Origin of the sequence: Neobacillus vireti, assembly GCF_036962465.1 — a bacterium.
Lineage (GTDB): Bacteria > Bacillota > Bacilli > Bacillales > Cytobacillaceae > Neobacillus > Neobacillus vireti_B.
Map to the genome: position 1 here is coordinate 72,510 of NZ_JBALNF010000021.1, position 23,317 is coordinate 95,826.

The 23,317-nt window shown below is 41.5% G+C and carries 22 protein-coding genes; 13 read left to right on the forward strand and 9 right to left on the reverse strand.

Translation table 11 applies throughout. The annotated features are described in order from the left end of the window. Positions 1–136 precede the first annotated feature (136 nt). The 4 genes from V7077_RS08985 to V7077_RS09000 form a co-directional block, all read right to left on the reverse strand. Positions 137–322, reverse strand: coding sequence for a DUF2187 family protein (locus tag V7077_RS08985; RefSeq protein WP_335500564.1), 186 nt, complete (start codon positions 320–322; stop codon positions 137–139). Positions 323–483: 161 nt separating this feature from the next. Then, the gene (locus tag V7077_RS08990; RefSeq protein WP_215041678.1) at positions 484–621 is read right to left on the reverse strand and encodes a YjcZ family sporulation protein; all 138 of its coding nucleotides are present in this window, start codon (positions 619–621) and stop codon (positions 484–486) included. Between the two features lie 116 nt (positions 622–737). Continuing rightward, positions 738–935, reverse strand: coding sequence for a hypothetical protein (locus V7077_RS08995; protein WP_335500567.1), 198 nt, complete (start codon positions 933–935; stop codon positions 738–740). Between the two features lie 75 nt (positions 936–1,010). Then, the gene (locus tag V7077_RS09000; RefSeq protein WP_335500569.1) at positions 1,011–1,142 is read right to left on the reverse strand and encodes a YjcZ family sporulation protein; all 132 of its coding nucleotides are present in this window, start codon (positions 1,140–1,142) and stop codon (positions 1,011–1,013) included. 303 nt (positions 1,143–1,445) lie between these two features. Here V7077_RS09000 and V7077_RS09005 point away from each other — a divergent pair, with 303 nt between their 5' ends. Both V7077_RS09005 and V7077_RS09010 read left to right on the forward strand, forming a co-directional pair. Then, positions 1,446–1,970, forward strand: a complete 525-nt coding sequence (locus V7077_RS09005) for a type 1 glutamine amidotransferase domain-containing protein (protein ID WP_335500571.1) — start codon at positions 1,446–1,448, stop codon at positions 1,968–1,970. A gap of 552 nt (positions 1,971–2,522) precedes the next feature. Further along, a complete protein-coding gene (locus tag V7077_RS09010; protein ID WP_335500573.1) occupies positions 2,523–2,885 on the forward strand; it encodes a putative zinc-binding protein in 363 nt (120 codons plus the stop codon). 104 nt (positions 2,886–2,989) lie between these two features. Here the strand turns inward: V7077_RS09010 and V7077_RS09015 are convergent, their stop codons facing one another. Next, positions 2,990–4,411, reverse strand: a complete 1,422-nt coding sequence (locus tag V7077_RS09015) for a LysM peptidoglycan-binding domain-containing protein (RefSeq protein WP_335500575.1) — start codon at positions 4,409–4,411, stop codon at positions 2,990–2,992. 422 nt (positions 4,412–4,833) lie between these two features. Next, a complete protein-coding gene (locus V7077_RS09020; RefSeq protein WP_335500578.1) occupies positions 4,834–5,340 on the reverse strand; it encodes a hypothetical protein in 507 nt (168 codons plus the stop codon). 216 nt (positions 5,341–5,556) lie between these two features. Between V7077_RS09020 and V7077_RS09025 the strand changes: the two genes are divergently transcribed. From V7077_RS09025 to V7077_RS09045, 5 genes are all read left to right on the forward strand, one after another. Further along, a complete protein-coding gene (locus tag V7077_RS09025; RefSeq protein WP_335500579.1) occupies positions 5,557–7,071 on the forward strand; it encodes a response regulator transcription factor in 1,515 nt (504 codons plus the stop codon). Between the two features lie 17 nt (positions 7,072–7,088). Continuing rightward, positions 7,089–8,849, forward strand: coding sequence for a sensor histidine kinase (locus tag V7077_RS27715; protein ID WP_420489623.1), 1,761 nt, complete (start codon positions 7,089–7,091; stop codon positions 8,847–8,849). Between the two features lie 176 nt (positions 8,850–9,025). Beyond that, positions 9,026–10,312 carry an ABC transporter substrate-binding protein gene (locus V7077_RS09035; RefSeq protein WP_335500581.1) on the forward strand — a complete coding sequence of 429 codons (1,287 nt, stop codon included), beginning with the start codon at positions 9,026–9,028 and terminating at the stop codon, positions 10,310–10,312. Between the two features lie 290 nt (positions 10,313–10,602). Then, complete coding sequence (locus V7077_RS09040; RefSeq protein WP_335500583.1) at positions 10,603–11,526, forward strand: carbohydrate ABC transporter permease; 924 nt, start codon at positions 10,603–10,605, stop codon at positions 11,524–11,526. Beyond that, on the forward strand, positions 11,519–12,337 hold the full coding sequence (locus tag V7077_RS09045; RefSeq protein ID WP_420489624.1) for a carbohydrate ABC transporter permease: 819 nt from the start codon (positions 11,519–11,521) through the stop codon (positions 12,335–12,337). The genes V7077_RS09040 and V7077_RS09045 overlap by 8 nt, the downstream gene beginning before the upstream one ends. A gap of 27 nt (positions 12,338–12,364) precedes the next feature. Here V7077_RS09045 and V7077_RS09050 read toward each other — a convergent pair whose 3' ends face one another. Then, positions 12,365–12,559, reverse strand: a complete 195-nt coding sequence (locus V7077_RS09050; RefSeq protein ID WP_335500585.1) for a hypothetical protein — start codon at positions 12,557–12,559, stop codon at positions 12,365–12,367. Between the two features lie 89 nt (positions 12,560–12,648). Between V7077_RS09050 and V7077_RS09055 the strand changes: the two genes are divergently transcribed. Both V7077_RS09055 and V7077_RS09060 read left to right on the forward strand, forming a co-directional pair. Then, positions 12,649–15,669, forward strand: a complete 3,021-nt coding sequence (locus V7077_RS09055; RefSeq protein WP_335500587.1) for a glycoside hydrolase family 2 TIM barrel-domain containing protein — start codon at positions 12,649–12,651, stop codon at positions 15,667–15,669. 198 nt (positions 15,670–15,867) lie between these two features. Beyond that, entirely contained in the window at positions 15,868–18,090 is a 2,223-nt protein-coding gene (locus V7077_RS09060) for an alpha-galactosidase (RefSeq protein ID WP_335500589.1), read from the forward strand. Between the two features lie 384 nt (positions 18,091–18,474). On the opposite strand, the gene V7077_RS09065 is transcribed toward V7077_RS09060, so the two are convergent. Further along, positions 18,475–18,903: a MarR family winged helix-turn-helix transcriptional regulator gene (locus tag V7077_RS09065; RefSeq protein WP_335500591.1), complete on the reverse strand. Its 429-nt coding sequence runs from the start codon at positions 18,901–18,903 to the stop codon at positions 18,475–18,477. 118 nt (positions 18,904–19,021) lie between these two features. Between V7077_RS09065 and V7077_RS09070 the strand changes: the two genes are divergently transcribed. Continuing rightward, positions 19,022–19,609, forward strand: a complete 588-nt coding sequence (locus V7077_RS09070; protein WP_335500593.1) for an NAD(P)H-dependent oxidoreductase — start codon at positions 19,022–19,024, stop codon at positions 19,607–19,609. Positions 19,610–19,666: 57 nt separating this feature from the next. Here V7077_RS09070 and V7077_RS09075 read toward each other — a convergent pair whose 3' ends face one another. Continuing rightward, positions 19,667–20,233 (reverse strand): TIGR00730 family Rossman fold protein, encoded by a 567-nt coding sequence (locus tag V7077_RS09075; RefSeq protein ID WP_335500595.1) that lies wholly within the window; start codon positions 20,231–20,233, stop codon positions 19,667–19,669. Positions 20,234–20,541: 308 nt separating this feature from the next. Between V7077_RS09075 and V7077_RS09080 the strand changes: the two genes are divergently transcribed. The 3 genes from V7077_RS09080 (at position 20,542) to V7077_RS09090 (ending at position 23,269) form a co-directional block, all read left to right on the forward strand. Next, on the forward strand, positions 20,542–21,348 hold the full coding sequence (locus V7077_RS09080; RefSeq protein ID WP_335500597.1) for an REP-associated tyrosine transposase: 807 nt from the start codon (positions 20,542–20,544) through the stop codon (positions 21,346–21,348). Between the two features lie 53 nt (positions 21,349–21,401). Then, entirely contained in the window at positions 21,402–22,205 is an 804-nt protein-coding gene (locus V7077_RS09085) for a prohibitin family protein (protein WP_335500599.1), read from the forward strand. 140 nt (positions 22,206–22,345) lie between these two features. Beyond that, positions 22,346–23,269 carry a glycoside hydrolase domain-containing protein gene (locus V7077_RS09090; protein ID WP_335500601.1) on the forward strand — a complete coding sequence of 308 codons (924 nt, stop codon included), beginning with the start codon at positions 22,346–22,348 and terminating at the stop codon, positions 23,267–23,269. Positions 23,270–23,317: the final 48 nt, after the last annotated feature.

Consider the following 23,317-nt stretch of genomic DNA (forward strand, 5'->3'; position numbering starts at 1 on the left):
TCGATAACCATAAAATTTTCCGGGAAATTAGGGGAATTTCTGTAAATTATTCTACCTAACTCGACAATCTTCTATACTAGATATCAAGAAAATGTCATGAGGGCCAAGTGAATTATAAGTAGTAGTTTTATATCCCCTATAGGACTACATATCTTTTATGAGAAACAACTGTCCTATTATTTTCAAAGTTTCGGCCTGAGAAATTTTCGAGAATTTCAATTATGACTGAGTTCTCTCCAACTTTCTCCACCTTACCTTTAATGCCATTAATTGATAAAATTTGGTCTCCTACCATTGCTTTTTTCAAATGCATGATCACCATTCCTTACCTGTTTATATAGTGAATTTTTATTTATTAATTGGCATTTTACTTGGAAAAGGATGCTATGTCTTAGGAACTGTAAGATTATCTTCCAAAAAAACCACGGGGACGGTTCTCTTGCTTCGGAAGCAGGAGAACCGTCCCCATGTTTCTAACATGGATTAATAGAATGATGCACCGACGATTATAAGAAGAATAAACAATACAACAATTAACACGAAAGTGCTGCCACCGTAACCGTAACCGCCGTAGCCATAGCCACCGTAGCCACCAAAGCCGTATCCTCCAAACCAGCCCATTATTTTCACCACCAATCATTCCAGATATCTGATTTCACTTTAGTATATTTTTTGAAGCTAAAGAGGGTTTGGACAAATGTCCGTATGTAGGACAAAATTAGGAATTTACCTAAATGTTAAAAACGCCTGCTTGGCAGACGTTTTCGGGAGGAAGAAACAATATGTTTGTCGGGTGTAGTAATAGCATATGTATAAAAGGTAAAACGGAATGGACAAGAGCTGATTTGCATTAAAATAAAATAAGGCTTAACCGCCTGGGGATTTATATAATCAGTTGCATACTCTAAAGTGTAGCCAGCCAAAACCATATTCAAAGCGTAGACTTCCATCCATGAAAGGAAAGTCTTCCATGAAAAGAAGCCCTTTTTCAAGGGCTTCCTACATAGATATTAGAAACAGATAACTGCTCCTACGATAATTAACAAGATGAATAATACGACGATTAAAGCGAAACCGCCGCCATATCCATAGCCACCGTAGCCATAGCCACCGTATCCACAGAAACCTCCATAACCAAACATTGTATAGACCTCCCTTATAAACTTATTCATTAATAACATATGTTAAGAAGTTTAAAATGGAAGGGCTCTTTCCCTAATTTGTAAGCAGAGGGACGGTTCTTTTGCTTCCTTGCAGGGGAAGCTTTTTCCTTAAATATCATCTTCTTCGCCATTGCAACACCAATTTTGAGATTATAGAATGAACATAGTGTTAGAATAAATTGTCGACCATTATTTAACATGGACGATGAATAAGCGAGTCTTGGTACATAGGATTGGCTTTTAAACAACGAGAGTACTAATAATGGAAGGGGATTGGGTTTCATGCGATTACAAGGAAAGAAGGTTATCAGTTTAGTCCATCACGAATTTGAGGATTTAGAGCTTTGGTATCCTATTTTACGACTTCGCGAAGAGGGGGCCGTGGTCCATCTTGCCGGAGAGAAAGCAAATGAAAAATATATAGGGAAGTATGGTGTGCCTGCGGAGAGTGATTTCGCCTACGGTGATGTGAAAGCAGCGGATTATGATGCGATTCTAGTTCCAGGTGGCTGGGCTCCAGATAAGATCCGCCGTTTTCCAGAAGTTCTTACGCTGATTCAGGAGATGAATGAGAGCGAGAAGGCAATTGGACAAATTTGTCATGCGGGCTGGGTGTTGATTTCTGCTAAAATTCTGAACGGAAAAAAGGTTACGAGTACACCTGGTATAAGAGATGATATGGAAAACGCAGGAGCTATTTGGTATGACGAACCTGTCGTAACCGACGGACACCTCGTGTCAAGCCGCCGTCCACCTGATCTACCTGACTATCTGCGGGAATTTATTCATGTAATAGAACGAAATTAGAATTGAAAGGAGCCGAACTAATGTTGGGCTCCTTTCGCATTTTTCATGAGGCTAAGGGGCGCAGAGGGACGATTCTTATGCTTGAAAGCAGGAGAAAAACGAAATCGTTATCGCAATGGCTTTTTAAAAGCTCTTTCAGATCAAAAAAGTATAAAAACATGAAAAAGGTGCTCTTTGTGATATTGTTTTACCGCCAAGCCCGACTAGCTCTTATCCGCTAGTTGGGCCTTTTTTACGTGCAAACCTTCCGATTGTCGCCCATAGAGAGTCGCTCCCGTAAATTCCACAACTCTGTAATGGATCGACAATCTTTTTATAGTTTTGGAAAGAAAATCACGATTAGACCAGTACTTGCAGCTTTTTTAATCAAACGATTGAATAGTATAGCACATAACGAAAGTAGGCGGAAATCTGTCGAAACTCCATAAAGAATTATGAGAGTTGGTAAAGGTAAAGAAAGAAAATACAGAATTGTGTGAGATATCACAGACGGTCTATCCGGCAAGAATTAAAATAAACAACAAATCACATGCTCTTGAAAGGAGTAAACAGATGAAAAAGAATCATTTGCCACTTGTGTATTCATGTTCCGGATGTTCCTCTGCCGCCCAAACTGCAAATATGATTGCTATAAAAATGGATCGAGAGAATGTTGCTGAAATGTCTTGTATTGCTGGAGTCGGAGGCGACGTGAAACCCCTGGTCCGAACTGCAAAATCAGAACGAGATATTATTGCAATAGACGGCTGCCCTTTGTCATGTACTAAGAGTTGCTTAAATAGGCATAATGTTGTGCCGAAATATCACTTTATTTTATCCGAGTTTGATGTTCCAAAATTGAATGGACAGGACCCCGACCTTACTATTGTTATGAATACTTATAAACGAATTCTTGAAGCTGCGAATACTTTTTAAAGGACTGTGATCCGGAGTTGGCATGGCTTATCCTCAATACCTGGAATAGATGCCATTATAGGACGATTCTCATGATTTGGAAGCATGAGAACCGTCCCTTTGCTTCATATTGTCGGCCTACCTTTTCTAATCGTAAAATTATCCTCCAGCAACGCCCAGTTTGACGGATAAGGATATCCTAATGCCCAGTAACTGATTCCTCGAAGGTTAAATTCCTTGGCCAGGTCGAACTTCGCTTGAGCACTCCGAGCGTCTTCAAACCAGACTTCATGGCCGCGGCCTTGTTCATCCGTGTAACGGAAAAACGGTGACTGAGTGGTGGTATCATATTGAATCGCCGCCCCGTATTTGACAGCACGGGCAACCGCTTCTTGTGTACTAAATGTTTCGGCTTCTTGTCCCTGAACATGTGGAAGGAGCCAATCGCGGGCATAAATTTGGAAGCCTAAAAAGATTTTTTCTGCCGGCATGACACTTCTAGCGTATTCCACGACACGCCTCATTTGGTTAATCGGTGAAATTGCCTGTGGCGGCCCGAGTCGGTATCCCCATTCATACGTCATCAATACTACAAAGTCGGCAATTCTGCCATGTGCCTCATAATCATGGGCTTCGTACAACAAACCTGCTTGTGTCGCACTGGCTTTTGGAGCCAAGGCTGTGGAGACAAAATATCCTTTAGGATGCAGACGATCTACGGCTAGTTGAAGGAAAGTGTTGTAATTCTCACGATCCGCTGGTAATACATTTTCAAAATCGATGTTGGCGCCCTTATACCCTTTTTGGTCCATAATCTGAAGCATATTTGTCAGGACTTTTTCGCGTAAACTAGGGGTGGATAAAAGAGTATGTGCAACATTGGAGCCGGCAGCTGATGAGGTGAAATTTGTAATCGACATCATTGGTACCACATTTTTGGCTATGGCAGCTTGAATGGTTAACTCATCATGAGCTGGAGTAAGATCCCCAGTTTCACTTATCAGGTAAGCAAACGGACTAATATAGGTTAGATAAGGGGCCAGCTCATTTACCGTATCTGCGGCTGCTTGGTCGGGTTGATACGTGTAGGCATTGACTTCAATCGTCGGTTTTCGCGTCGGTATTCTTAAAGGGGTACCTTGATAAATGACGTTTGGATTTTGAATCTGATTTTCAGTGATTAAGGCTTGAACGGTAACTCCATAACGATTGGCAATTTGCCAGAGCGTTTCCCCGGCTTGAGTGATATGAACCCTTGGAGGGATGATTAGTTTTGTACCTGGATATAAGACAGAGGGGTTGGTGAGCTGATTGGATTGAATGATAGAGTTAATTGACACACCATACTGTTGGGAAATCGCCCATAACGTATCTCCATACTTTACAATGTGTGATGTACCAGGGACAGGGATGACTAACGATTGGCCTATTACCAGTTGATTTGGATTTTGTAACCCATTTAATTGAACAATCTGGTTCATATTGACTTTGTATTGATTGGCAATTTGCCAGAGTGTTTCTCCGCTGCGGACCACATGTATGACCACGAGCATCTCCTCCTGCTTTTTTTCAATAATGTACTATATGCATCGAATTGGGGCTTCGACTCATATTAGGTGAAAGTTAATTGCAGGACTAATTATCTCTATTAATATGAAAAAACACGGAGTCTAGCGTGTTTTGCGCAAGTTCTTTATTATGTAAAAATGAATGTTTGGCAGAAAAGCTGAAATAGTTTTCTCTAGTGGGTGACTGTGCTGGCGTTCTAAAAAAATAGACAAATAAAAAAAGAGCTTCATAGCTCTTACCAAAAAATAGTAGTATCAGCTCCGCCTACGCTGTATACCATGATGACCACGTTTGCCATCCGACCTATTTATAATATAACTGAAAGCGTTTACAATTTCAAGTGTTTTTTTAAGAAAAGGGGGAAGCATGAGAACCGTCCCCCTGCTTCCCCCTTCTCCTATTAAGGAATATATTGTTCGGTAATCTTGGTGACTACTCCGTTTTTTACTTCGATATGAAAAGGAATTTGGTGGTGTGTATCTCGTTGTTTTAAAAAGGTTATAAACTGGTTTCTTGTTACATTTTCATTCCAGGTAATTTTGTATAAATTTCGTGTTTGTAAAACATAGCGGGCTGTTTTTGAAATGGTAAAGGTCCGTATTTTGGGGTTAACGTTTCGAATCCAGTATCCATCTGGAGCATGATCCATTTCCTTAGAGCATTTACAGTCCTTTATAAACTCTCTATCAGCAGCCTTGCCAAAATACCACTGGATATAATCAAATTTCCCCACCCACTTACCTTGGACCAGATTGAAGGAAGTAATATAGGTGGCCGCCTTTTCTGTTGTGGGATGCTTTACAACCTGAGTTCTTGCATATGCATTTGATAGAGAGGAGGGCAGTAATAATAAAGTGAAAAGCATAACTACAGGAAAAAAGAGTTTGATAAATTTTGGAAACTTCATTCATAATTCCCCCTATTTATATTAGTCCTATAGATAGACTATAATTGGTATAAGTTAAAAACAGTGTCGATATAGGGGTAAAGGGAAAAATTTTTTAAGCAAGGGTAAGCATGGGGACGGTTCTTGTGCTTCTTTTTGATAGAATAATTAAGCGAAGGGACGGTTCTCATGCTTCGGAAGCATGAGAACCGTCCCCCTGATTCTGGAGGGATTTCAATGACAGCTGGGGAACGAGGCCGGGTTCTTATTGTTGATGATGAGATTTTAATTAGGCAAGGGATTAAGCATTATCTTAATTGGGAGCAGGAAGGCTTTGAGGTGGTCGGAGAAGCCTCACATGGGCTCGAAGCGCTTGAAATGATTGAGTTTGTAAGACCGCATATTATCATTACCGATATCGCCATGCCGATTATGGATGGAGAAGAACTGACGAGAATTGTGAAGGAACGGTATCCTTCTATTGAAGTAATTGTCTTAAGCAGTTATGGTGACTTTGACTACGTCCGATCCACGTTTCAAAGTGGTGTGGTTGATTATATATTAAAGCCAAAGCTTGACGCAGAAGGACTATTAAACGTGCTCAAGAAGGCAGCTAGCAGAATTCCGTCGCTTACATCGGCGGACAAGCCAGTAGACGCAAGTCCTTCTAGTGAACAAATCATTACTAAACTGATATCTGGCTATCAAACAGAATATGATTCTACTCAACTATCTGCAGTCTTTCCAAATCAAAGGTTTTGCTTATTGGCTGTGAACCTTAAAACTGGACAAGCGGAACTGCCTAATGACTTTAAGAAAAAAATGACCACAGATTTAACGGGACAAAACTATTCCTTCTATTATGAAAAAAATATCATCATTGTTAACGGTGATGATTTTTCTGGATTGATTCCATTTGTTAAAAACTTAGCAGAGTCTGAAACCAATCTCAGTTTTGCTCTCAGTGAGGAATTTGAAGACTTTTCAAGGATTGGTGCTGTCTACAAAGAGGAATTATTAGTGCTAGTAAACTATCAGTTTTATTTTCCTAAGCAGCTGGTTCTTACAAAAAAAGATTTGCCGATGCCTTCGCCTAAAGTAGAGAACTTTAATTTAGATTGGTTTACTAGTGAATTTAAGCGGAAGCACTTTGAATCTGCATTTGATTATTTACAGGAGCATGTAAACGTATTTTCAACCTGCTATACAACCGATGTGTATGAATACAAGGCTTTTTTTGGCAACATTATCTTTAATATCCTGATTCTGCTTAGTAATATGGAATACGATGTAAAGGAACTAGAGCAAGCCAAGTATACTTATTTTAAGGCTTTTGAGGATGCCGGGTCTGCGGTGGAAGCGGTAGAACAATTGGATGAATTTATTGCTGAAGCCAAAAAAACGATCAATTCGACTGCATTTCAACCGGAAAATGTTCATATCAAGAAAATACTAGATTATCTGAATGACCATTACACCGAGCCGCTGACACTGACCGGCGTGGCCCAATATTTTCATTTTAATCCTTCCTATCTGTCCAGTTATTTTTCAACCCATCATGGCGAAGGGTTTATTGAATACCTGAATCGGATCCGGATTGAAGAAGCAACCAAGCTGCTCATTCAAGGAACTGCCCGCATCTCGGAAATCAGCGGGATGGTTGGTTATTCAGACCACAGTTATTTTTGCAAGGTATTTAAAAAAATCAAAGGACTGTCACCGAGCCAGTTCAGAAGAAAACAATTGATGTGAAAAGTGATGGTAGCCTTATGAGATTCATTCCGGAACGTTTTAGACATAACAATTTATTTATCACGATGTTTTTGATAACCGTCATGATGATTGTCACCGTTTCAATCACGATCACGTGGACGACGATTCGCATGTCGGAGCAGTTCTTTTTTGAAAAGTTCAGCATTACCAATGCGAAAGTAATGGACCAAGTACAAGACAGTTTTGAGAAGTACCACTACTCGGTGGTAATGGCCTCTAACAGTATGCTGCAAAGTGTGGCCATCAAGGACGTTCTAACCACGAAAGAGGAATCGAACGTCGATCGTTTAGCGTCTATTTTCACCTTGAGTCAACTGACAAAGCGGATTGAACCGATTTTGGCTTCTTATGAGGTTGGTATCATGGTTAGAGGGGAAAATGGCGTGAACTATGCAACCAATGAACGTACCTATTGGCCGATCACCGACGAAGAGTTAAAGTATAGCATCTTGACAAGGAATACAATGGAAAACCCGAAAAGATTGCTCTATCAATATGATCACCGTACAGGGACAAAGGAAGGAAATTACATTATTGCATCCAAGGCATTAATGGATCGTTCTGGAACGGTCTATGGATCCTTGTATATTACCATCCGAGAGAGTGAATTTAGAAAATTTTATTCCAGTTACACCACTCCAGGTAATAATGTTTTTTTAATTAATAAGGAAGGGACGATTGTATCGAGTAATCTGTCTAACCTTATCGGTAAAAAATCCGCCGAGCTGCGGGATTACGCCGTCGAAATCGGGAAGAACGAAAAGGATAATCAGGTCATCGGAGATTTTATGGGTAAGAAACAAATCATTATGATGGAATATCTCCCATCCTTTGATATGTACATGCTTAACATCATCGATAAGGAAACCGCGTTTGGAGATTTAATTGACAAGAAGAAAATTCTGCTTATTTCAATGGGAATCGTTTTTGTTGCTCTATTTTTCGTGCTATTCGCCTCAAGGCGGTTAACAAATGCCTTGTCAAAGCTGGTCAAGCAAATTAAAAGTGCATCAGAACATAATTTTGACGAATATGTTTCGGTGTCCGGTACGTATGAAACAAGGCAGATTGGCACGGCGTTTAACTCGATGCTGGATGAGCTCCACGAATATGTCGATCAGTTAGTTTTATCACAAAAACAGCGTCGTAATGCCGAACTCGCCGCACTGCAGCAGCAAATTAACCCGCATTTTTTATACAACACATTGGCTTCGATTAAATTTATGGTGGGACAGGGAGGTAAGGAGGAAACCGAATTAATGATTCAGGCGTTAATTTCCTTATTGCAGAACACGCTTGGTAATGTCAGTGAAACAATTACAGTAAAGCAGGAAGTCGATAATTTAAGAAATTATGTCTTTATTAATCAAAAACGATACGGAGAGCGGATTAAAGTTAACTACTTCGTTTCACCTGATTGTATGGACCTGCAAGTACCAAAACTGCTTCTTCAGCCTTTTATGGAAAATGCCTTTTTTCACGGGTTCAATCATAAGCCTGAGGGATATATTCATGTCCTCGTCTGGCCGGAGGGAGACCAGTTGATTTGCGAGATTGTCGATAATGGTGATGGAATGGAAGTTTCAGAGGAAAGCCATCTGCCTAGTACGAAGCGGAAACAGGCATTCTCCGGTATCGGGGTAAGAAATGTTCATGAGCGTATTCAACTGATTTATGGTGAATCCTATGGGGTAACTATCACTAGTGAGCTAGGCAAAGGGACAAAGGTGCGAATTTCCCTTCCTATGCAAAAATAATCCTAGAATCTAAAAATAATCCTAGTTTTAAAATAGTAAGCGGATTCATTTTGTGAAGATAGTACAAATTTATAAAAATATCGTCCTAACGGATTCCCCTTAGAGGGTGCTAACATAGTACATGTAAGCAGGATAACGCTTACAAAGATACTGAATTATACTTGGGGGGAAATTAGATGAAAAAGGTACTTGCACTATTATTAGTCAGTATCCTGATGTTAGCTGCCTGTTCTTCAGGTTCGAAAACAGAAGAGACTTCAGGAGCTTCAAAGGATACCAATAAAGTAACAGTATGGGCATGGGATCCTAATTTTAATATTAAAGCTATGAATCTAGCGAAAGATGCCTATAAGTCTATCAATTCAGACGTTGATATTCAGGTGATTGAAAATGCCCAAGATGACATTATTCAAAAGCTGAATACTAGCTTAAGTTCTGGTACGACTAAGGGTCTGCCAAATATTGTTTTAATTGAAGATTATCGTGCACAAAGCTTCCTTCAGGCTTATCCTGATATGTTCTATGATTTAACTGGAAAATTTAATGCAAAAGATTTTGCTCAGTATAAAATTGCTCCAACAAGCGTGGATGGTAAAAACTATGGCCTTCCATTTGATACGGGTGTTGCAGGACTTTACGTTAGAACGGACTATTTACAAAATGCTGGTTACACAGTAGCCGATTTACAAAATATTGACTGGAAAAAGTACATTGAAATTGGTAAAAAAGTAAAAGCAGCAACTGGTAAAAACATGCTGACACAAGACCCTAACGACCTTGGTCTGATCCGTATGATGATTCAATCAGCTGGTTCTTGGTATACAAAAGAAGATGGCAAAACACCTAATTTAGCTGGAAATAAAGCATTGAAAGTCGCTTTTGAAACGTATAAAGAGCTTTTAGATGCAGATTTAGTCACACCTGTTTCTGACTGGAGCCAATTCTTAGCTGGATTTAACAATGGTGATGTTGCAACTGTTCCTACAGGTAACTGGATTACTCCTTCTGTAAAGGCAGAAGCATCACAATCTGGTAAATGGGCAGTTGTTCCAATGCCGCGTCTTGATATTGAAGGGGCAGTTAACGCTTCAAACTTAGGCGGAAGCTCATGGTATGTTCTAAATGTTCCTGGAAAAGAAAAAGCAGCTGAATTCCTTGCCAAAACATTTGGTTCAAACGTTGATTTCTATCAGACATTAAACAAAGAAATGGGTGCCATCGGTACTTATGCGCCTGCAACTAAAGGGGAAGCGTATCAGGCAGCTGACGAATTCTTTGGTGGACAGAAAGTTGTTTCTGATTTTGCGAAATGGACAGAGCAAATTCCACAAATCAATTATGGTTTGCATACGTATGCGATTGAAGATCTTTTAGCGGTGGAAGCTCAAAACTATATTAAAGGTAAAAAGCTTGATAAGGCGTTAGAAGATGCTCAAAAACAAGCTGAGGCGCAAATTAAATAAGCCAAATTTAATAAGAAATTAAGCCTCGGGAACTCACCGGCTTCTCCTAATTGGTTTAATGGAGCGATAACATGTGTCAGGTGGGTGGTTCCGGGGCTTCTTCTTGAAAAAATAGTAGAACTGTCTAGCTTCAGCGTCCTAGCGGCTAGTGTCCTTCGCGCTTTTCCCTACGATAAGTCAACATCGAAGCGCTTTCGCTCTTCGTGTTTCCTTTATCTCAGTCAAAGCACTCCAGGCCATACGCCGCTGAACAGGACGCTTACGCTTTTCTAATAGGGAGTTGAATGAGTATGATCACCGCAAAAACAAAGCAGAATATCCAAACTGTCCATTCTACCCGAGGCTTTCGGATTAAAAATACCGCGATTGGCTGGTCGTTTATTGCCATTGCTGCTGTGATGATTTGTATATTTTATTTTTATCCGATGGTTCAGGCTTTTATCATGTCGTTGCAATCCGGCACCGGTACAAACCTTACATTTGTAGGCTTTGAAAATTATGCCCGCTTATTTAAGGATCCAACCTTCCTTACAACTGTGAAGAATACGGTCATTTATTTAATTATTCAAGTACCGGTGATGATTCTTCTGGCCTTATTTATTTCCGTTATGTTGAATGATAAAACGATGAAATTGAAAGGCGTTTTCCGTACGGCAATCTTTTTGCCATGTGTCACCTCACTGGTTGCTTACTCGGTTATCTTTAAATATTTGTTTGGACAGGAAGGGATTATTAACATTTTCCTTTTGAAGTTTTCGCTGATCTCCGAGCCGATTCATTGGCTGACCGATCCTTTCTGGGCAAAAATCGCGATTATTGTGGCGATTACCTGGCGCTGGACCGGCTATAACATGATTTTCTACCTTTCTGCACTGCAAAATATTGATCAATCGATTTATGAAGCGGCCAAGATTGATGGTGCTTCAAGTTTTCAAACCTTTTTCAAAATTACCATCCCAATGTTGAAGCCAATCATTTTATTTACATCTATTACGTCAACAATCGGTACCCTTCAGTTGTTTGATGAGGTCATGAATATTACTCAAGGTGGACCGGGCAACGCGACGATGACGATTTCCCAGTATATCTACAACTTGTCGTTTAAATACACTCCTGACTTTGGGTATGCAGCAACTGTATCGTACGCAATTGTGATTATGATTGTGATCTTCTCGATTATCCAGTTCAAAGTGGCAGGTGATAAAAATGATTAAAAAAGTATTTAGCTATGGATTTCTAGCTGCTTGTGCCATCGTTTCCATTTTTCCTTTTTTGTGGATGATTGTCAGCGCCACCAATAAATCAGTCGATGTGACAAAGGGCCGTCTCTTACCAGGCAGTCATTTTGGGGAGAACTTACACAATCTGTTGGACACGGTCGACCTTGTACCCGCTTTAATGAATTCAGCCAAAATCTCTATTACGACAACCGTTCTATCTTTGCTGATTGCTTCCTTGGCGGGATATGGATTTGAGATTTATCAAAGTAAAGCAAAAGACATGGTGTTTAATTTCTTGCTGCTGTCGATGATGATTCCGTTCGCGGCACTAATGGTTCCTTTGTTCAGAATGTTTGGGATGATTTCTCAAACTGTACCGCTTATAGGAATTGACACGTTTGCTTCTGTTATTTTACCAACGGTGACGACGGCGTTTCTAATCTTCTTCTTTCGCCAAAGTACGAAAATGTTTCCGAAGGATATTTTAGAAGCGGGCCGAATTGATGGTTTAACTGAGCTTGGCTGTTTTTTCAGAATTTATCTGCCAACGATGAAAACAACTTATGCTGCCGGTGCGATTATTACGTTCATGGCTAGCTGGAACAGTTATTTATGGCCGCTTGTCGTGTTGCAGTCTCCGGAACATCAAACGATTCCGCTATTGATTTCTGTTCTTGGGTCTAGTTATTCACCTGATTTCGGAATGATTATGACGGCAATCGTGATTGCCACATTGCCGGCAGCGTTAATCTTCTTTATCATGCAGAAGCATTTCGTTGCAGGGATGATGGGATCTGTGAAGTAGATAATTTTTTAAAAATTTCAGTTGTTTTTAATATGGCTCATGGACGAAAATTGGGGTATGAGTGCCGCTTTGGAGTGAGCTGATTTGGAGATGAATAGAGGCAATTTGCGGATAAGAGGCGCCAACTTTCGGATAAGCGTCTCCAACTTGCGGAAGAAGAGAGCCAATTTGCGGATAAGCAACTTCAACTAGCGAAAGGCGCATCCATTTTGGGGTTTTCATTGCCCCGAAAGGGAATCTGAGCGCCACTTTGGTAAATCGAAAGCCGTTCAACCAAACAGAACCAAAAAATAAAAGGAGTAAGAGATAAAATGATTCCAACTATTAATTGGCTTACGGATTTAAATGTATTTGCGGTCAATCGTCTTCCTGCACATTCTGACCATCGATACTATGAAACGATGGATGAAGCAAAAAGCGCAGCTCCCATGAAACTGCGCCATTCGTTAAATGGCGATTGGAAATTTCATTATGCGGTGAATCCAGACAACCGTCCGGCAGATTTTTATAAACTAGATTTTAATGTTGCTGGATGGGGGAATATTACCGTTCCTGGCCACATTCAACTCCAAGGTTACGGTCAGCCGCAATATGTGAATACGATGTACCCATGGGATGGACATAACGAGATCCGCCCCCCAGAAATTCCGACAGATCATAATCCTGTTGGCAGCTATGTAAAAACTTTTACCGTGCCAGCCAATATGGAAAAAAAGCCAGTGTATATTTCCTTTCAAGGTGTAGAGTCCGCTTTCTATGTATGGCTGAACGGAGAATTTGTCGGCTACAGTGAGGACTCTTTTACACCGGCGGAGTTTGAACTTACACCCTTTTTAACCGAAGGAGAAAATAAGCTCGCGGTTGAGGTGTACCAGAGAAGTACGGGAAGCTGGCTTGAAGACCAAGATTTTTGGCGGTTTTCGGGAATCTTCCGTGAAGTATACCTTTATACCGTACCGGAAATTCATGTGGCTGATTTACATGTCCGTCCGGAACTAGACGCCACTTTTACAAAGGGGACGTTAACTGCAGACTTAAAACTGCTCGATTTGGGTGCTTCAAGTGTGATTGCTGAATTGTTCAATCAAAATGGTGAAATGGTTGCTTTCGCCAATGTCGAAGAAGCGGACGACCAATGTTCGTTCACCATGAATATTGATAAACCAGAACTGTGGAGCGCTGAAAGTCCCTATCTATACCAATTATATGTGCAGCTGTTTAATGAAGCGGGCCAGCTGGTGGAGGTCGTGCCGCAAAAGCTTGGTTTTAGAAGATTTGAACTTGTGGATAAGATTATGCGCCTTAATGGAGAGCGAATCGTATTCAAAGGGGTGAATCGTCATGAATTTAACCCAAGAAGCGGACGTGCGATTACAAAAGAAGATATGTTATGGGATATTAAAACGTTAAAGCGTCATAACATTAATGCCGTTCGTACGTCTCATTATCCAAATCAGAGCTATTGGTACGAGCTATGTGATGAGTACGGAGTTTATGTGATTGACGAAATGAATCTTGAATCTCACGGGTCTTGGCAAAAGATGGGTGCGGTCGAACCGTCTTGGAATGTTCCAGGGAATAAGCCGGAATGGCAAGATATTGTCATGGACCGCGCGATTTCCATGGTAGAGCGGGACAAGAATCATCCATCAATATTAATTTGGTCGTGTGGTAACGAATCCTTTGCAGGTGAAGTGATCCTGAACGTATCGAATTATTTTAGGAGCACAGATCCAAGCCGTCTGGTGCATTATGAAGGGGTTTTCCATAACCGTGATTACGATGCGACCAGCGATATGGAAAGCCGGATGTATGCGAAGCCGGCGGATATTGAAAAATATTTAACCGAAAATCCAGAAAAGCCGTACATCAGCTGCGAGTACATGCATGCAATGGGAAATTCGCTTGGAGGTATGTATAAGTACACGGATTTAGAACAAAAGTACCCGATGTACCAAGGCGGATTTATCTGGGACTATATAGATCAGTCGATTTTTAAGAAGGACCGCTATGGTCATGAATACCTTGCTTACGGCGGTGATTTCGGCGATCGTCCGACCGATTATGGTTTTTGTACAAATGGAATTGTGTATGCGAACCGTGAGCTATCACCAAAGATGCAGGAAGTGAAATTTTTATATCAAGACTTTAAACTTCTGCCAGATCAGACGGGTGTTACGGTTAAAAATGAGAGTCTTTTCTCGAATACGGATGCCTATGAATTGGAATATGTGCTATTGCTGGAGGGCAGGGAAGTCTATCGAAACAGACTTTCAGCCAAAGTGGCACCGCAAAGCGAAGCCCGTTTCGAGTTTGCTTTGCCTAAAGACGTCGCAGCTGAGTCAGGTGAATATTGTGTTCAAACTTCTCTCAAGCTGAAAGAAAGTACGGTTTGGGCAGAGTCAGGATATGAGATTGCGTTTGGACAATTTGTTTATCAAGTGGATGCTCCAGAAGAGGCTCCTGTAAAAGGCGAGCTGCGGGTCGCCCATGGTGATGTCAATATCGGCGTTCACGGTCGGGATTTCACTGTTATGTTTTCAAAACAGGTGGGAAGTCTCGTTTCTTTGAACTATGCAGGAAGAGAAATGATTGCCCTTCCGCCGGCTCCGTTATTCTGGAGAGCGACGACGGACAATGACCGCGGCTATTCGCAAAGCTTCCATTCCGGGCTTTGGTATGCGGCCAGCCTGGCAAGGAAATGTGTTGATTTCCAAGTGGAAGAAAGCAGTAGTCAAGTACGCGTGGCGTTCACGTACCAATTCTCGATTAACAGCGAGATTGAAGTGAAGACGGTGTATACCGTGTATCCAAATGGAAATGTTCAAGTGAAGTCAGCTTATAAAGGTGCTGAGAATTTGCCGCAGCTGCCAATTTTTGCGGTGTCGTTTAAGGTACCGGCTGATTATAACCAGTTGGAGTGGTATGCGATGGGTCCGGAAGAGAATTATTCTGACCGTGCGATGGGAGCAAAGCTTGGAATCTTTAAAAATCAAGTCACTGATAATCTATCAGGCTATGTGATGCCGCAGGAGTCTGGAAATCGGACTGGAGTCCGCAGAGTGAGTGTGACGAATGAAAACGGACGCGGTCTGCGCATTTCTTCTGTGGGCAAGCCGTTGGAGTGCAATTTCTCACCATATACAGCTTTCGAACTTGAGAATGCACAGCATCTGTATGAGCTTCCGAATGTTCATTACACCGTTGTCACGGTAGCGGGCAGGCAGATGGGGGTTGGCGGTGACGATAGCTGGGGAGCACCGGTACATGATGAACACCTTATTAAAGCAAATGAAAATAGTGAATTTGAGTTTATGATTCAAAGAGTTTAACACGAAAAGCGCAAGCGCCTTGGTCAGCCCCGACAAGCACAAGACAATCCGGCCGAAAGGTTGTTCTTTGACCTTTTGGCCGGATTGACTTGTGACCTCGAGGGGCTAGGCGCTGGAGCTAGACAAAAAGGAAGAGTCCCGTTATGTGAGGGGCTCTTCACTTGTAGTTATCTATCATTTTGAAAAAGGGGATGCTTTATGTTCATACATACCAATCATGAAAACAATCAATTTCATTTAACCAACGGCAAGGTCAGCTATATTTTTCATGTGATGAAAAATGGCCAGCTGGGTCATCTTTATTATGGGAAAGCATTAAGGCACCGAAGTGATTTCTCCCATTTGCAAACGTATGATGTTCCAACCCCTGCCAGCTGTCATCCGTATGAAGATGATCCTGCGTTTAGTTTAGAAACGCTGCGTCAAGAATACCCGGCATATGGGAACTCCGATTTCCGGGAACCTGCGATTAGTGTCGGGAAAGAGGATGTACCGCATGTTCCTAATTTTATCTATAATTCTTTTAAAATCACGGAAGGAAAACCTCGGCTTGTTGGGCTGCCTTCCACCTATGTTAACGAGGATGAGGAAGCAAGCACCCTTCAAATTGTCTTGAAAGATGCATTTTTACAAGCGGAATTGACACTTTTTTATACGATTTTTCGCGATCAACCGGTGATCGCAAGAAGTGCTTCTTTAAAAAATAATGGCACAGAGAGTTTGGTGATTGACCGAATAATGGGGGCATCTGTCGACTTGCCGGATAAAGATTTTATTTTTACCCATTTAGCCGGGACTTGGTCACGGGAACGGCATGTGAGGGAGCGGAGCTTGGAAATGGGAATTCAGTCTATTTCCAGTCTACGCGGTGCCAGCTCGCACCATCATAATCCATTTTTAGCGCTTAAACGGCCGGCTGCCACCGAGGATTCAGGGGAAGTATACGGCTTTAATTTTGTATATAGCAGTAATTTTCTGATGCAGGTAGAGGTTGACCATTATGACATGGCGAGGCTGACAGTCGGAATTCACCCAATGGGTTTTAAGTGGAATCTGCAGCCAGATGAAAGTTTCCAAACACCGGAAGTGGTGATGGTTTATTCAGATCAAGGTTTGAACGGGATGAGCCAGGCTTTCCATACGCTTTATCGTCAACATCTGATCCCTAACAAGTGGAAGACGGAAGATCGTCCGATTTTGATTAACAATTGGGAAGCGACTTATTTTGATTTTAATGAAGAAAAGCTTGTGAATATTGCCAAGTCAGCGAGTCAATTAGGAATCGAGTTGTTTGTCCTGGATGACGGCTGGTTTGGCAAACGAAATGATGATACTTCCTCATTGGGGGATTGGCACGTCGATTATGATAAGCTGCCTGATGGTCTGGAAAGTTTAGCGGCAAAGATTTCGGAAACGGGCATGAAATTTGGACTTTGGTTTGAGCCGGAGATGATTAGCCCAAACAGTGAGCTGTTTAGAGAGCATCCGGACTGGGCTGTTGGGATGCAGGGCCAGCCATATACGCTTGGTCGGAACCAGCTGGTGCTTGATTTTTCGAGAGCTGAGATTGTTGATTATATTTATGAGAAGATGTCCGATATCATGAAACGGACGAATCTTTCGTATATTAAGTGGGATATGAATCGAAATATTACGGAGGCTTTTTCGCAAGTCTTATCTGCCCGTCAGCAGGGGGAGTTTTTCCATCGTTATATTTTAGGGGTCTACCGTCTTTATGAGCGCCTAACTAGTGAGTTCCCGCACGTGTTATTTGAGTCGTGTGCAGGCGGGGGCGGACGTTTTGACCCTGGGATGATGTATTACGCTCCGCAGGCATGGACAAGTGATGATACGGATGCTGTGGAAAGATTGAAGATTCAATATGGTACATCATTTGCTTATCCCGTTTATAGTATGGGTTCACATGTGTCGGCTGTACCGAATCATCAAACGTTACGGGAGACGCCTTTATCAACTAGGGCCAATACTGCTTATTTTGGTACCTTTGGCTATGAATTAAATCCGTTGTTGTTAACCGATGAAGAACGGGAAGCAATTAAAGAGCAGGTGGCTTTTTATAAAGAACACCGCCGCTTAATCCGTGATGGACAGTTCTATCGCTTGTTAAGTCCGTTTGCAGGAAATGAGACCGCCTGGATGGTGGTAAGTCCTGATCAATCCGAGGCATTGGTCGGGTACTATAAAGTATTGGCTGCGCCAAATGGACGGAAACATCAGACCTTACGTCTAAGCGGATTAGACGAAGGGAGAGTCTATCAAGCAGCAGGCAGGGACTACTATGGAGATGAGCTGATGCAAGTGGGTCTGCCGCTCCCAACCGAATTTAATGGCGCCAATAGCAACCAAGCAAAACGCGGTGGAGACTACCAATCACAGGTTTTTTATATCAAGAGTAGATAGAAGGAAGCAAAGGGACGGTTCTTATGCTTCCGAAGCGCGGGAACCGTCCCCTTGATTTCATAAATAAAAGCCGGCATTAACGTTTTTCAATGTTAATGTCGGCTTTTATATTTCATAAAAATCCAATGATATACAGTAAGATTTTAACCGCAAAAGAGCTCGAAAAGTCTTGCTTTAATTGTATCAGCCCCGCCTACGCTAAATACAGTGATGTACACATTTACCATCCAACCCAGAATAATTATACAAAATAATGTTTATATATTCAATAACTTTGTATGGATCAATTTTATCCATTTTCAATAGAAGGAAGCATGGGGACGGTTCTTTTGCTTCAGAAGCACAAGAACCGTCCCCATGTTTCCCCGTGTTTCTACCATATTTTTAATAAAACACTTTTGTCTGAAGGATATCTAGGGCATGTTCGATTTCTGCCAGATCTTCTTCTGAGGCGTTTTGCATTCGGGTTAGGAAACGTGATTCGATATAGGAAAAGGCTTCGTTCATCATCGTTTTTCCTTTATCTGAGAGACAAACAAATTGTTTCCGTCGGTCTTCTGTATCTGTAATTTTTTCAATTAATCCCTTTTCCATTAATTTTCTAAGTTCCCGACTTGTATTTGGCATGGATATATTCTGGCATTCGCTCACTTCGCTGGGGGTCACTGATTGATTAACGGCAATATATTCAAGAATTTTATATTGAACTTGTGTAATGAGTTCCGACTTTACATCTTTGGTCAATTCAGTGGTCACACGGTGGACTGAGGATGTAAATAATACAAGTTTATGAAAAAGAGCATTTTTGTTCATTTTTCTCACCTCTTACTGACAAGATAACAAAGTTGTTATCAAAATACAACTATCAATTGATAAATAAATGAGTTAATGGTATTATTTGGTTATCGAATGATAAGTAAGGGGTGCGGTTATGAAACTGCTTGTGATTTACACTTATCCAAATCATAAAAGTTTAAATTACGCATTTTTACAAAAGGTGATTCAAGGTAGTCATGAAAATCCTGCTATCAAAGAGTTACAAGTTCTAGATTTATATGAGGAGAACTTTAATCCACTTCTTATCTTTAACGAACAAAAACGCAGACGAGATATGCACACCGATCCTAGTCTTGAAAAATACAGAAAACAACTTATCTGGGCGGACAAAATCGTCTTTATCTATCCGATCTGGTGGGGGAGACCTCCCGCCATGCTTATGGGTTATATAGACCAGCTATTTGCTTCCAATTTTGCCTATAAAGACAAGAAAGGACTATTACCGGAAGGGCTTTTGAAGGGAAAATCAGTGGTATGTGTATCCACCATGAAAGGGCCTGCACACTATCCTTTACTCTGGCTGCATAATGCTCATAAAATACTAATGAAACGAGCGTTATTTAATTTCGTGGGGATTAAAAAGGTGAAGTTCTTTGAGTTTGGCAATATGGAAAGTCCGAAGGGAAATCAGAGGAAAAAGCTTGAAAAGATCTATAAATATTTTAGAACAGTAAATTGTTAGGGGAAGCACGGGGACGGTTCTCTTGCTTCGGAAGCATGAGAACCGTCCCCATGCTTCTTAATCATACGATTTTATGGTCGGTGCTGTGTAGTGGTAGAATCGGTCGATGAGTGCAGCGGGTTTTTCTTCGGTTAATAGCATGGAGCGGAATTTTTCTTGGAGGAATTTCTGGTCGAACATGTGGTCAAATAAGCTGATAAGCGGGTCATAGTAGTGCTGAATGTTCAGCAAGCCACATGGTTTTTGATGCAGCCCAATCTGACCCCATGTAAATATTTCGAAGAACTCTTCTAATGTTCCAGTCCCTCCAGGCAGGACTACAAACCCATCGGCTAATTCAGCCATTTTTGCTTTTCGCTCATGCATAGTGTTAACGGTAAATAACTGTGTTAACCCAGTATGTGAAATTTCACGGTCGCCCAACACTTTGGGAATAACCCCAATAACTTGCCCGCCTTCATGCAATACTGTATCGGCCACAGCCCCCATCAAGCCATTACTAGAACCACCATACACTAAAGTCATATTCCGTTTCGCTAACTCTTTTCCTAACTCAATCGCTCCAACTCGATAATCCTCTGAAGCACCAAAACTAGAACCGCAATAAACAGCTATTCGTTTCATGACCGGCCTCCTTTTCGAAGCAAAGGGACGGTTCTTTTGCTTCTTTTTTGTTTATATTAAATAAGTGATGAAAGGTCTGATAATTTAGTATATGATAGATTTGTATAATTATCCTCACAAAACCTGAAACCTTGTCAAGGCCTCTTACATCCTTTCCATCTTACTTCACTCTTTTTTTATGTAAACTTCACATTGATTTAAAAAGCTCCATTTATTAACCAATAGTTTGTTTCCCCTGATTCTTATTTTTTAATCCCTTCCTTTTTTTCCAACTTTAAAAAAATTATCTTTAGTGAGTGGTGATCAATATGCCTCGAGTTGCTCGCGAGAAGAGTCGCAGCGGTATTTACCATGTCATGTTGAGAGGAGCGAATAGACAGGAAATATTCCATGATGATGAAGACTGCCTAAGATTTCTTAGTATTGTCGAGAAGTATAAACTAAAAGCGGAAGTGGGCATCTATGCTTGGTGTTTAATGGGCAACCATGTTCATCTGCTTGTAAAAGAAGGAAATGAAGAACTTTCCATTACCATGAAACGGATTGGTGTAAGCTTTGTTTTCTATTATAACGAGAAATACCAAACAACCGGCCACCTTTTTCAGGATCGATTTAAAAGTATCTGTATAGATAGTTTTCTGAGTTTATTAAACGTAGTTCGATATATTCACCAAAATCCCGTCAAAGCGGGAATGGTGGACAGAGTCGGTGATTGGAGGTGGAGCAGCTGTCCTGGGTATTACGGTAAAAAGCCTTTTCCTCACAAGTTGTATGATACCGATTATATCCTCAAGTTGTTTTCGGACGATTCAGCTATGGCTAAAGCTCGCTTCATTGAATTTAATGAGCAGGATTTTCAAGGACAATATCTGGATGAACAAGAGCTTTATAAAAGAAGGTTTACAGATGAAGAGGCAAGAATAGAAATAAAGAAAATACTCGGTACAATCGAGATTGCCCAGGTAAAGAGCTTACCTAAACTGCAAAGAGATGATCTGATACGAGAAATCAAAAAAATCAGAGGTGTGTCACAGCGGCAGGCAGCTAGAATTTTAGGTGTATCGGCTAGTCTGATATTCAAGGTGCAAGGGGACGGTTCTCATGCTTCGAAATAAGCATGAGAACCGTCCCTTTGCTCATATATTCTTAAGAGGAGGGGGGAGGCATCATGAGAAACAGCAAATTAATGGTAAGCGGCTTGATTGCAGTTGTGGTGATTGTGCTTTTTATTTTTTCGGGCACTACGGTGGCATCTGGTCATAGAGGGGTTCTATTGCAATTAGGAGCAGTAAAGCCAACGATCTTAACGGAGGGTTTTCATTTTAAAATTCCGTTCATTCAAAATGTGGAACAGGTGGAGGTTCGGGTCCAAAAAGAAGAAAGTTCGCAAACAGCCGCTTCAAAGGATTTACAAATGGTCACAGCCAATGTGGCTGTCAACTTTTCGGTTGACCCGGGTGCGGTCAATAAGCTCTACCAAGAAATCGGTCCTGATTATCGTTCTCGTATCGTCGACCCTGCAATTGCTGAATCCTTAAAAGCAGTAACAGCTCAATATACCGCCGAAGAGCTAATTTCCAAACGTCCAGAAGTGTCAGCTAAAGTGAAGGAGATGCTGGCCACAAAGTTAACCAAGTATTATATGTTTCTAGAAGACATCAATATTAAAGAGTTTGCCTTTAGTGATGAATTTAATAAAGCGATTGAATTGAAGCAAACGGCAGAACAAAATGCGTTAAAGGCTCAAAGGGATTTAGAGAGAATCAAGATTGAAGCGCAACAGCAAGTCACGCAGGCTGGTGCAGAAGCAGAGGCATTACGATTGAAAAAGCAGGAAGTCACACCGGAGTTGATCCAATTGAAGCAAATCGAAGTTCAAGAAAAGGCCCTCGAAAAGTGGGATGGACGCCTGCCGAGTGTCACTGGTGGAGCCACACCATTTATTGATTTGAGCGGGCTTGAGAAAAAATGAAAACAAGGGGACGGTTCTCGTGCTTCCGAAGCATAAGAACCGTCCCCTTGCTTCGTCCCTTGCTTCCCGATGCCCACACGTTCATACGACATTCTGAATATATTGGCTCTTGAGATTGCCGTATGGAGGGAATGGATGTTATGAAGAAACCCCAATGGATTTCGAGCATTGTTGTAACTGCCATCTTGGTACTTCCGTTACTTCTTGTTTTCTTTCACCATAATCCCACTCAAGTTCCCGTAAATTCTCCAAAAGTAGCCCAAGAGGTTCCAGCAGCCGGAGTGGCAAAACCCCAAAAGGATCAAGCCGAAGAAGGTACACCAGCCAAAGACGGAATGAAACAAAGCCAACAGCCCCCAAATGATACACCTCCTAAGGGGAATCAAACCCAAGAAAAACCAGCTCAAGAACAAAAGCCTGCGATTGTATGGGGGGTAGATACCGCTTCTCGTGTTGACCAAGCATTCCTGCAGTGTGTAAAGGACAACTATGGCGCACCGGCAGTGTTTGGAAGATATTTAGAGACAAAGGGCGACGTGTCAACCGGTTTGTCCAAAGAAGAAGTCAATTTACTTCATCAGCAAGGCATAAAGATCCTTCCAATTTTCAATCACTTTAAAGAAGCTGTCGGATACCAAAATGGTGTGGCTGAGGCCAAGGAGGCAATTGCCTACGCCCAAAAAATAGGAATTCCTAAGGGAGTCGCAATTTTTGCAGATATAGAACCAACATATCCCGTCGATGAAGCATTTATAAGAGGATGGGTGGAGACTTTAGCCAACTCACCTTATAAGCCAGGGATATATGGAGTTTTTACCCCAAATAGTAAACTGTCCGCTGCTTATCAAGCGGCTGTTTCAAAAAATAAAAATGTCCAAACTCAAGCCATCCTTTGGAGCAGTAATCCGGACCCGGGTGTTACCGCGAAAAGTAAGGCCCCAGCCTTTCAGCCAGGTGCACCAAAAAATGTGAAGATCTCAATCTGGCAATATGGAATAGACGGGAAAGCGTGTAATATCGACACGAACCTTATTCAGTCTACTGTGCTGGAGCAATTATGGTGAAGCAGGGGGACGGTTCTCTTGCTTCTTTACATATAAAAGAAGCTGCAC

Bases quoted from the DNA above. Each gene is read 5' to 3' on its own strand.
- V7077_RS09025 (WP_335500579.1), top strand. From the start codon at position 5,557: ATGACAGCTGGGGAACGAGGCCGGGTTCTTATTGTTGATGATGAGATT.
- V7077_RS09060 (WP_335500589.1), top strand. From the start codon at position 15,868: ATGTTCATACATACCAATCATGAAAACAATCAATTTCATTTAACCAAC.
- V7077_RS09070 (WP_335500593.1), top strand. From the start codon at position 19,022: ATGAAACTGCTTGTGATTTACACTTATCCAAATCATAAAAGTTTAAAT.
- V7077_RS09040 (WP_335500583.1), top strand. From the start codon at position 10,603: ATGATCACCGCAAAAACAAAGCAGAATATCCAAACTGTCCATTCTACC.
- V7077_RS09080 (WP_335500597.1), top strand. From the start codon at position 20,542: ATGCCTCGAGTTGCTCGCGAGAAGAGTCGCAGCGGTATTTACCATGTC.
- V7077_RS09050 (WP_335500585.1), bottom strand. From the start codon at position 12,559: ATGAAAACCCCAAAATGGATGCGCCTTTCGCTAGTTGAAGTTGCTTAT.
- V7077_RS27715 (WP_420489623.1), top strand. From the start codon at position 7,089: ATGAGATTCATTCCGGAACGTTTTAGACATAACAATTTATTTATCACG.
- V7077_RS08985 (WP_335500564.1), bottom strand. From the start codon at position 322: ATGGTGATCATGCATTTGAAAAAAGCAATGGTAGGAGACCAAATTTTA.
- V7077_RS09055 (WP_335500587.1), top strand. From the start codon at position 12,649: ATGATTCCAACTATTAATTGGCTTACGGATTTAAATGTATTTGCGGTC.
- V7077_RS09020 (WP_335500578.1), bottom strand. From the start codon at position 5,340: ATGAAGTTTCCAAAATTTATCAAACTCTTTTTTCCTGTAGTTATGCTT.
- V7077_RS09090 (WP_335500601.1), top strand. From the start codon at position 22,346: ATGAAGAAACCCCAATGGATTTCGAGCATTGTTGTAACTGCCATCTTG.
- V7077_RS09005 (WP_335500571.1), top strand. From the start codon at position 1,446: ATGCGATTACAAGGAAAGAAGGTTATCAGTTTAGTCCATCACGAATTT.
- V7077_RS09045 (WP_420489624.1), top strand. From the start codon at position 11,519: ATGATTAAAAAAGTATTTAGCTATGGATTTCTAGCTGCTTGTGCCATC.
- V7077_RS09075 (WP_335500595.1), bottom strand. From the start codon at position 20,233: ATGAAACGAATAGCTGTTTATTGCGGTTCTAGTTTTGGTGCTTCAGAG.
- V7077_RS09035 (WP_335500581.1), top strand. From the start codon at position 9,026: ATGAAAAAGGTACTTGCACTATTATTAGTCAGTATCCTGATGTTAGCT.
- V7077_RS09000 (WP_335500569.1), bottom strand. From the start codon at position 1,142: ATGTTTGGTTATGGAGGTTTCTGTGGATACGGTGGCTATGGCTACGGT.
- V7077_RS09065 (WP_335500591.1), bottom strand. From the start codon at position 18,903: ATGAACAAAAATGCTCTTTTTCATAAACTTGTATTATTTACATCCTCA.
- V7077_RS09010 (WP_335500573.1), top strand. From the start codon at position 2,523: ATGAAAAAGAATCATTTGCCACTTGTGTATTCATGTTCCGGATGTTCC.
- V7077_RS09085 (WP_335500599.1), top strand. From the start codon at position 21,402: ATGAGAAACAGCAAATTAATGGTAAGCGGCTTGATTGCAGTTGTGGTG.
- V7077_RS08990 (WP_215041678.1), bottom strand. From the start codon at position 621: ATGGGCTGGTTTGGAGGATACGGCTTTGGTGGCTACGGTGGCTATGGC.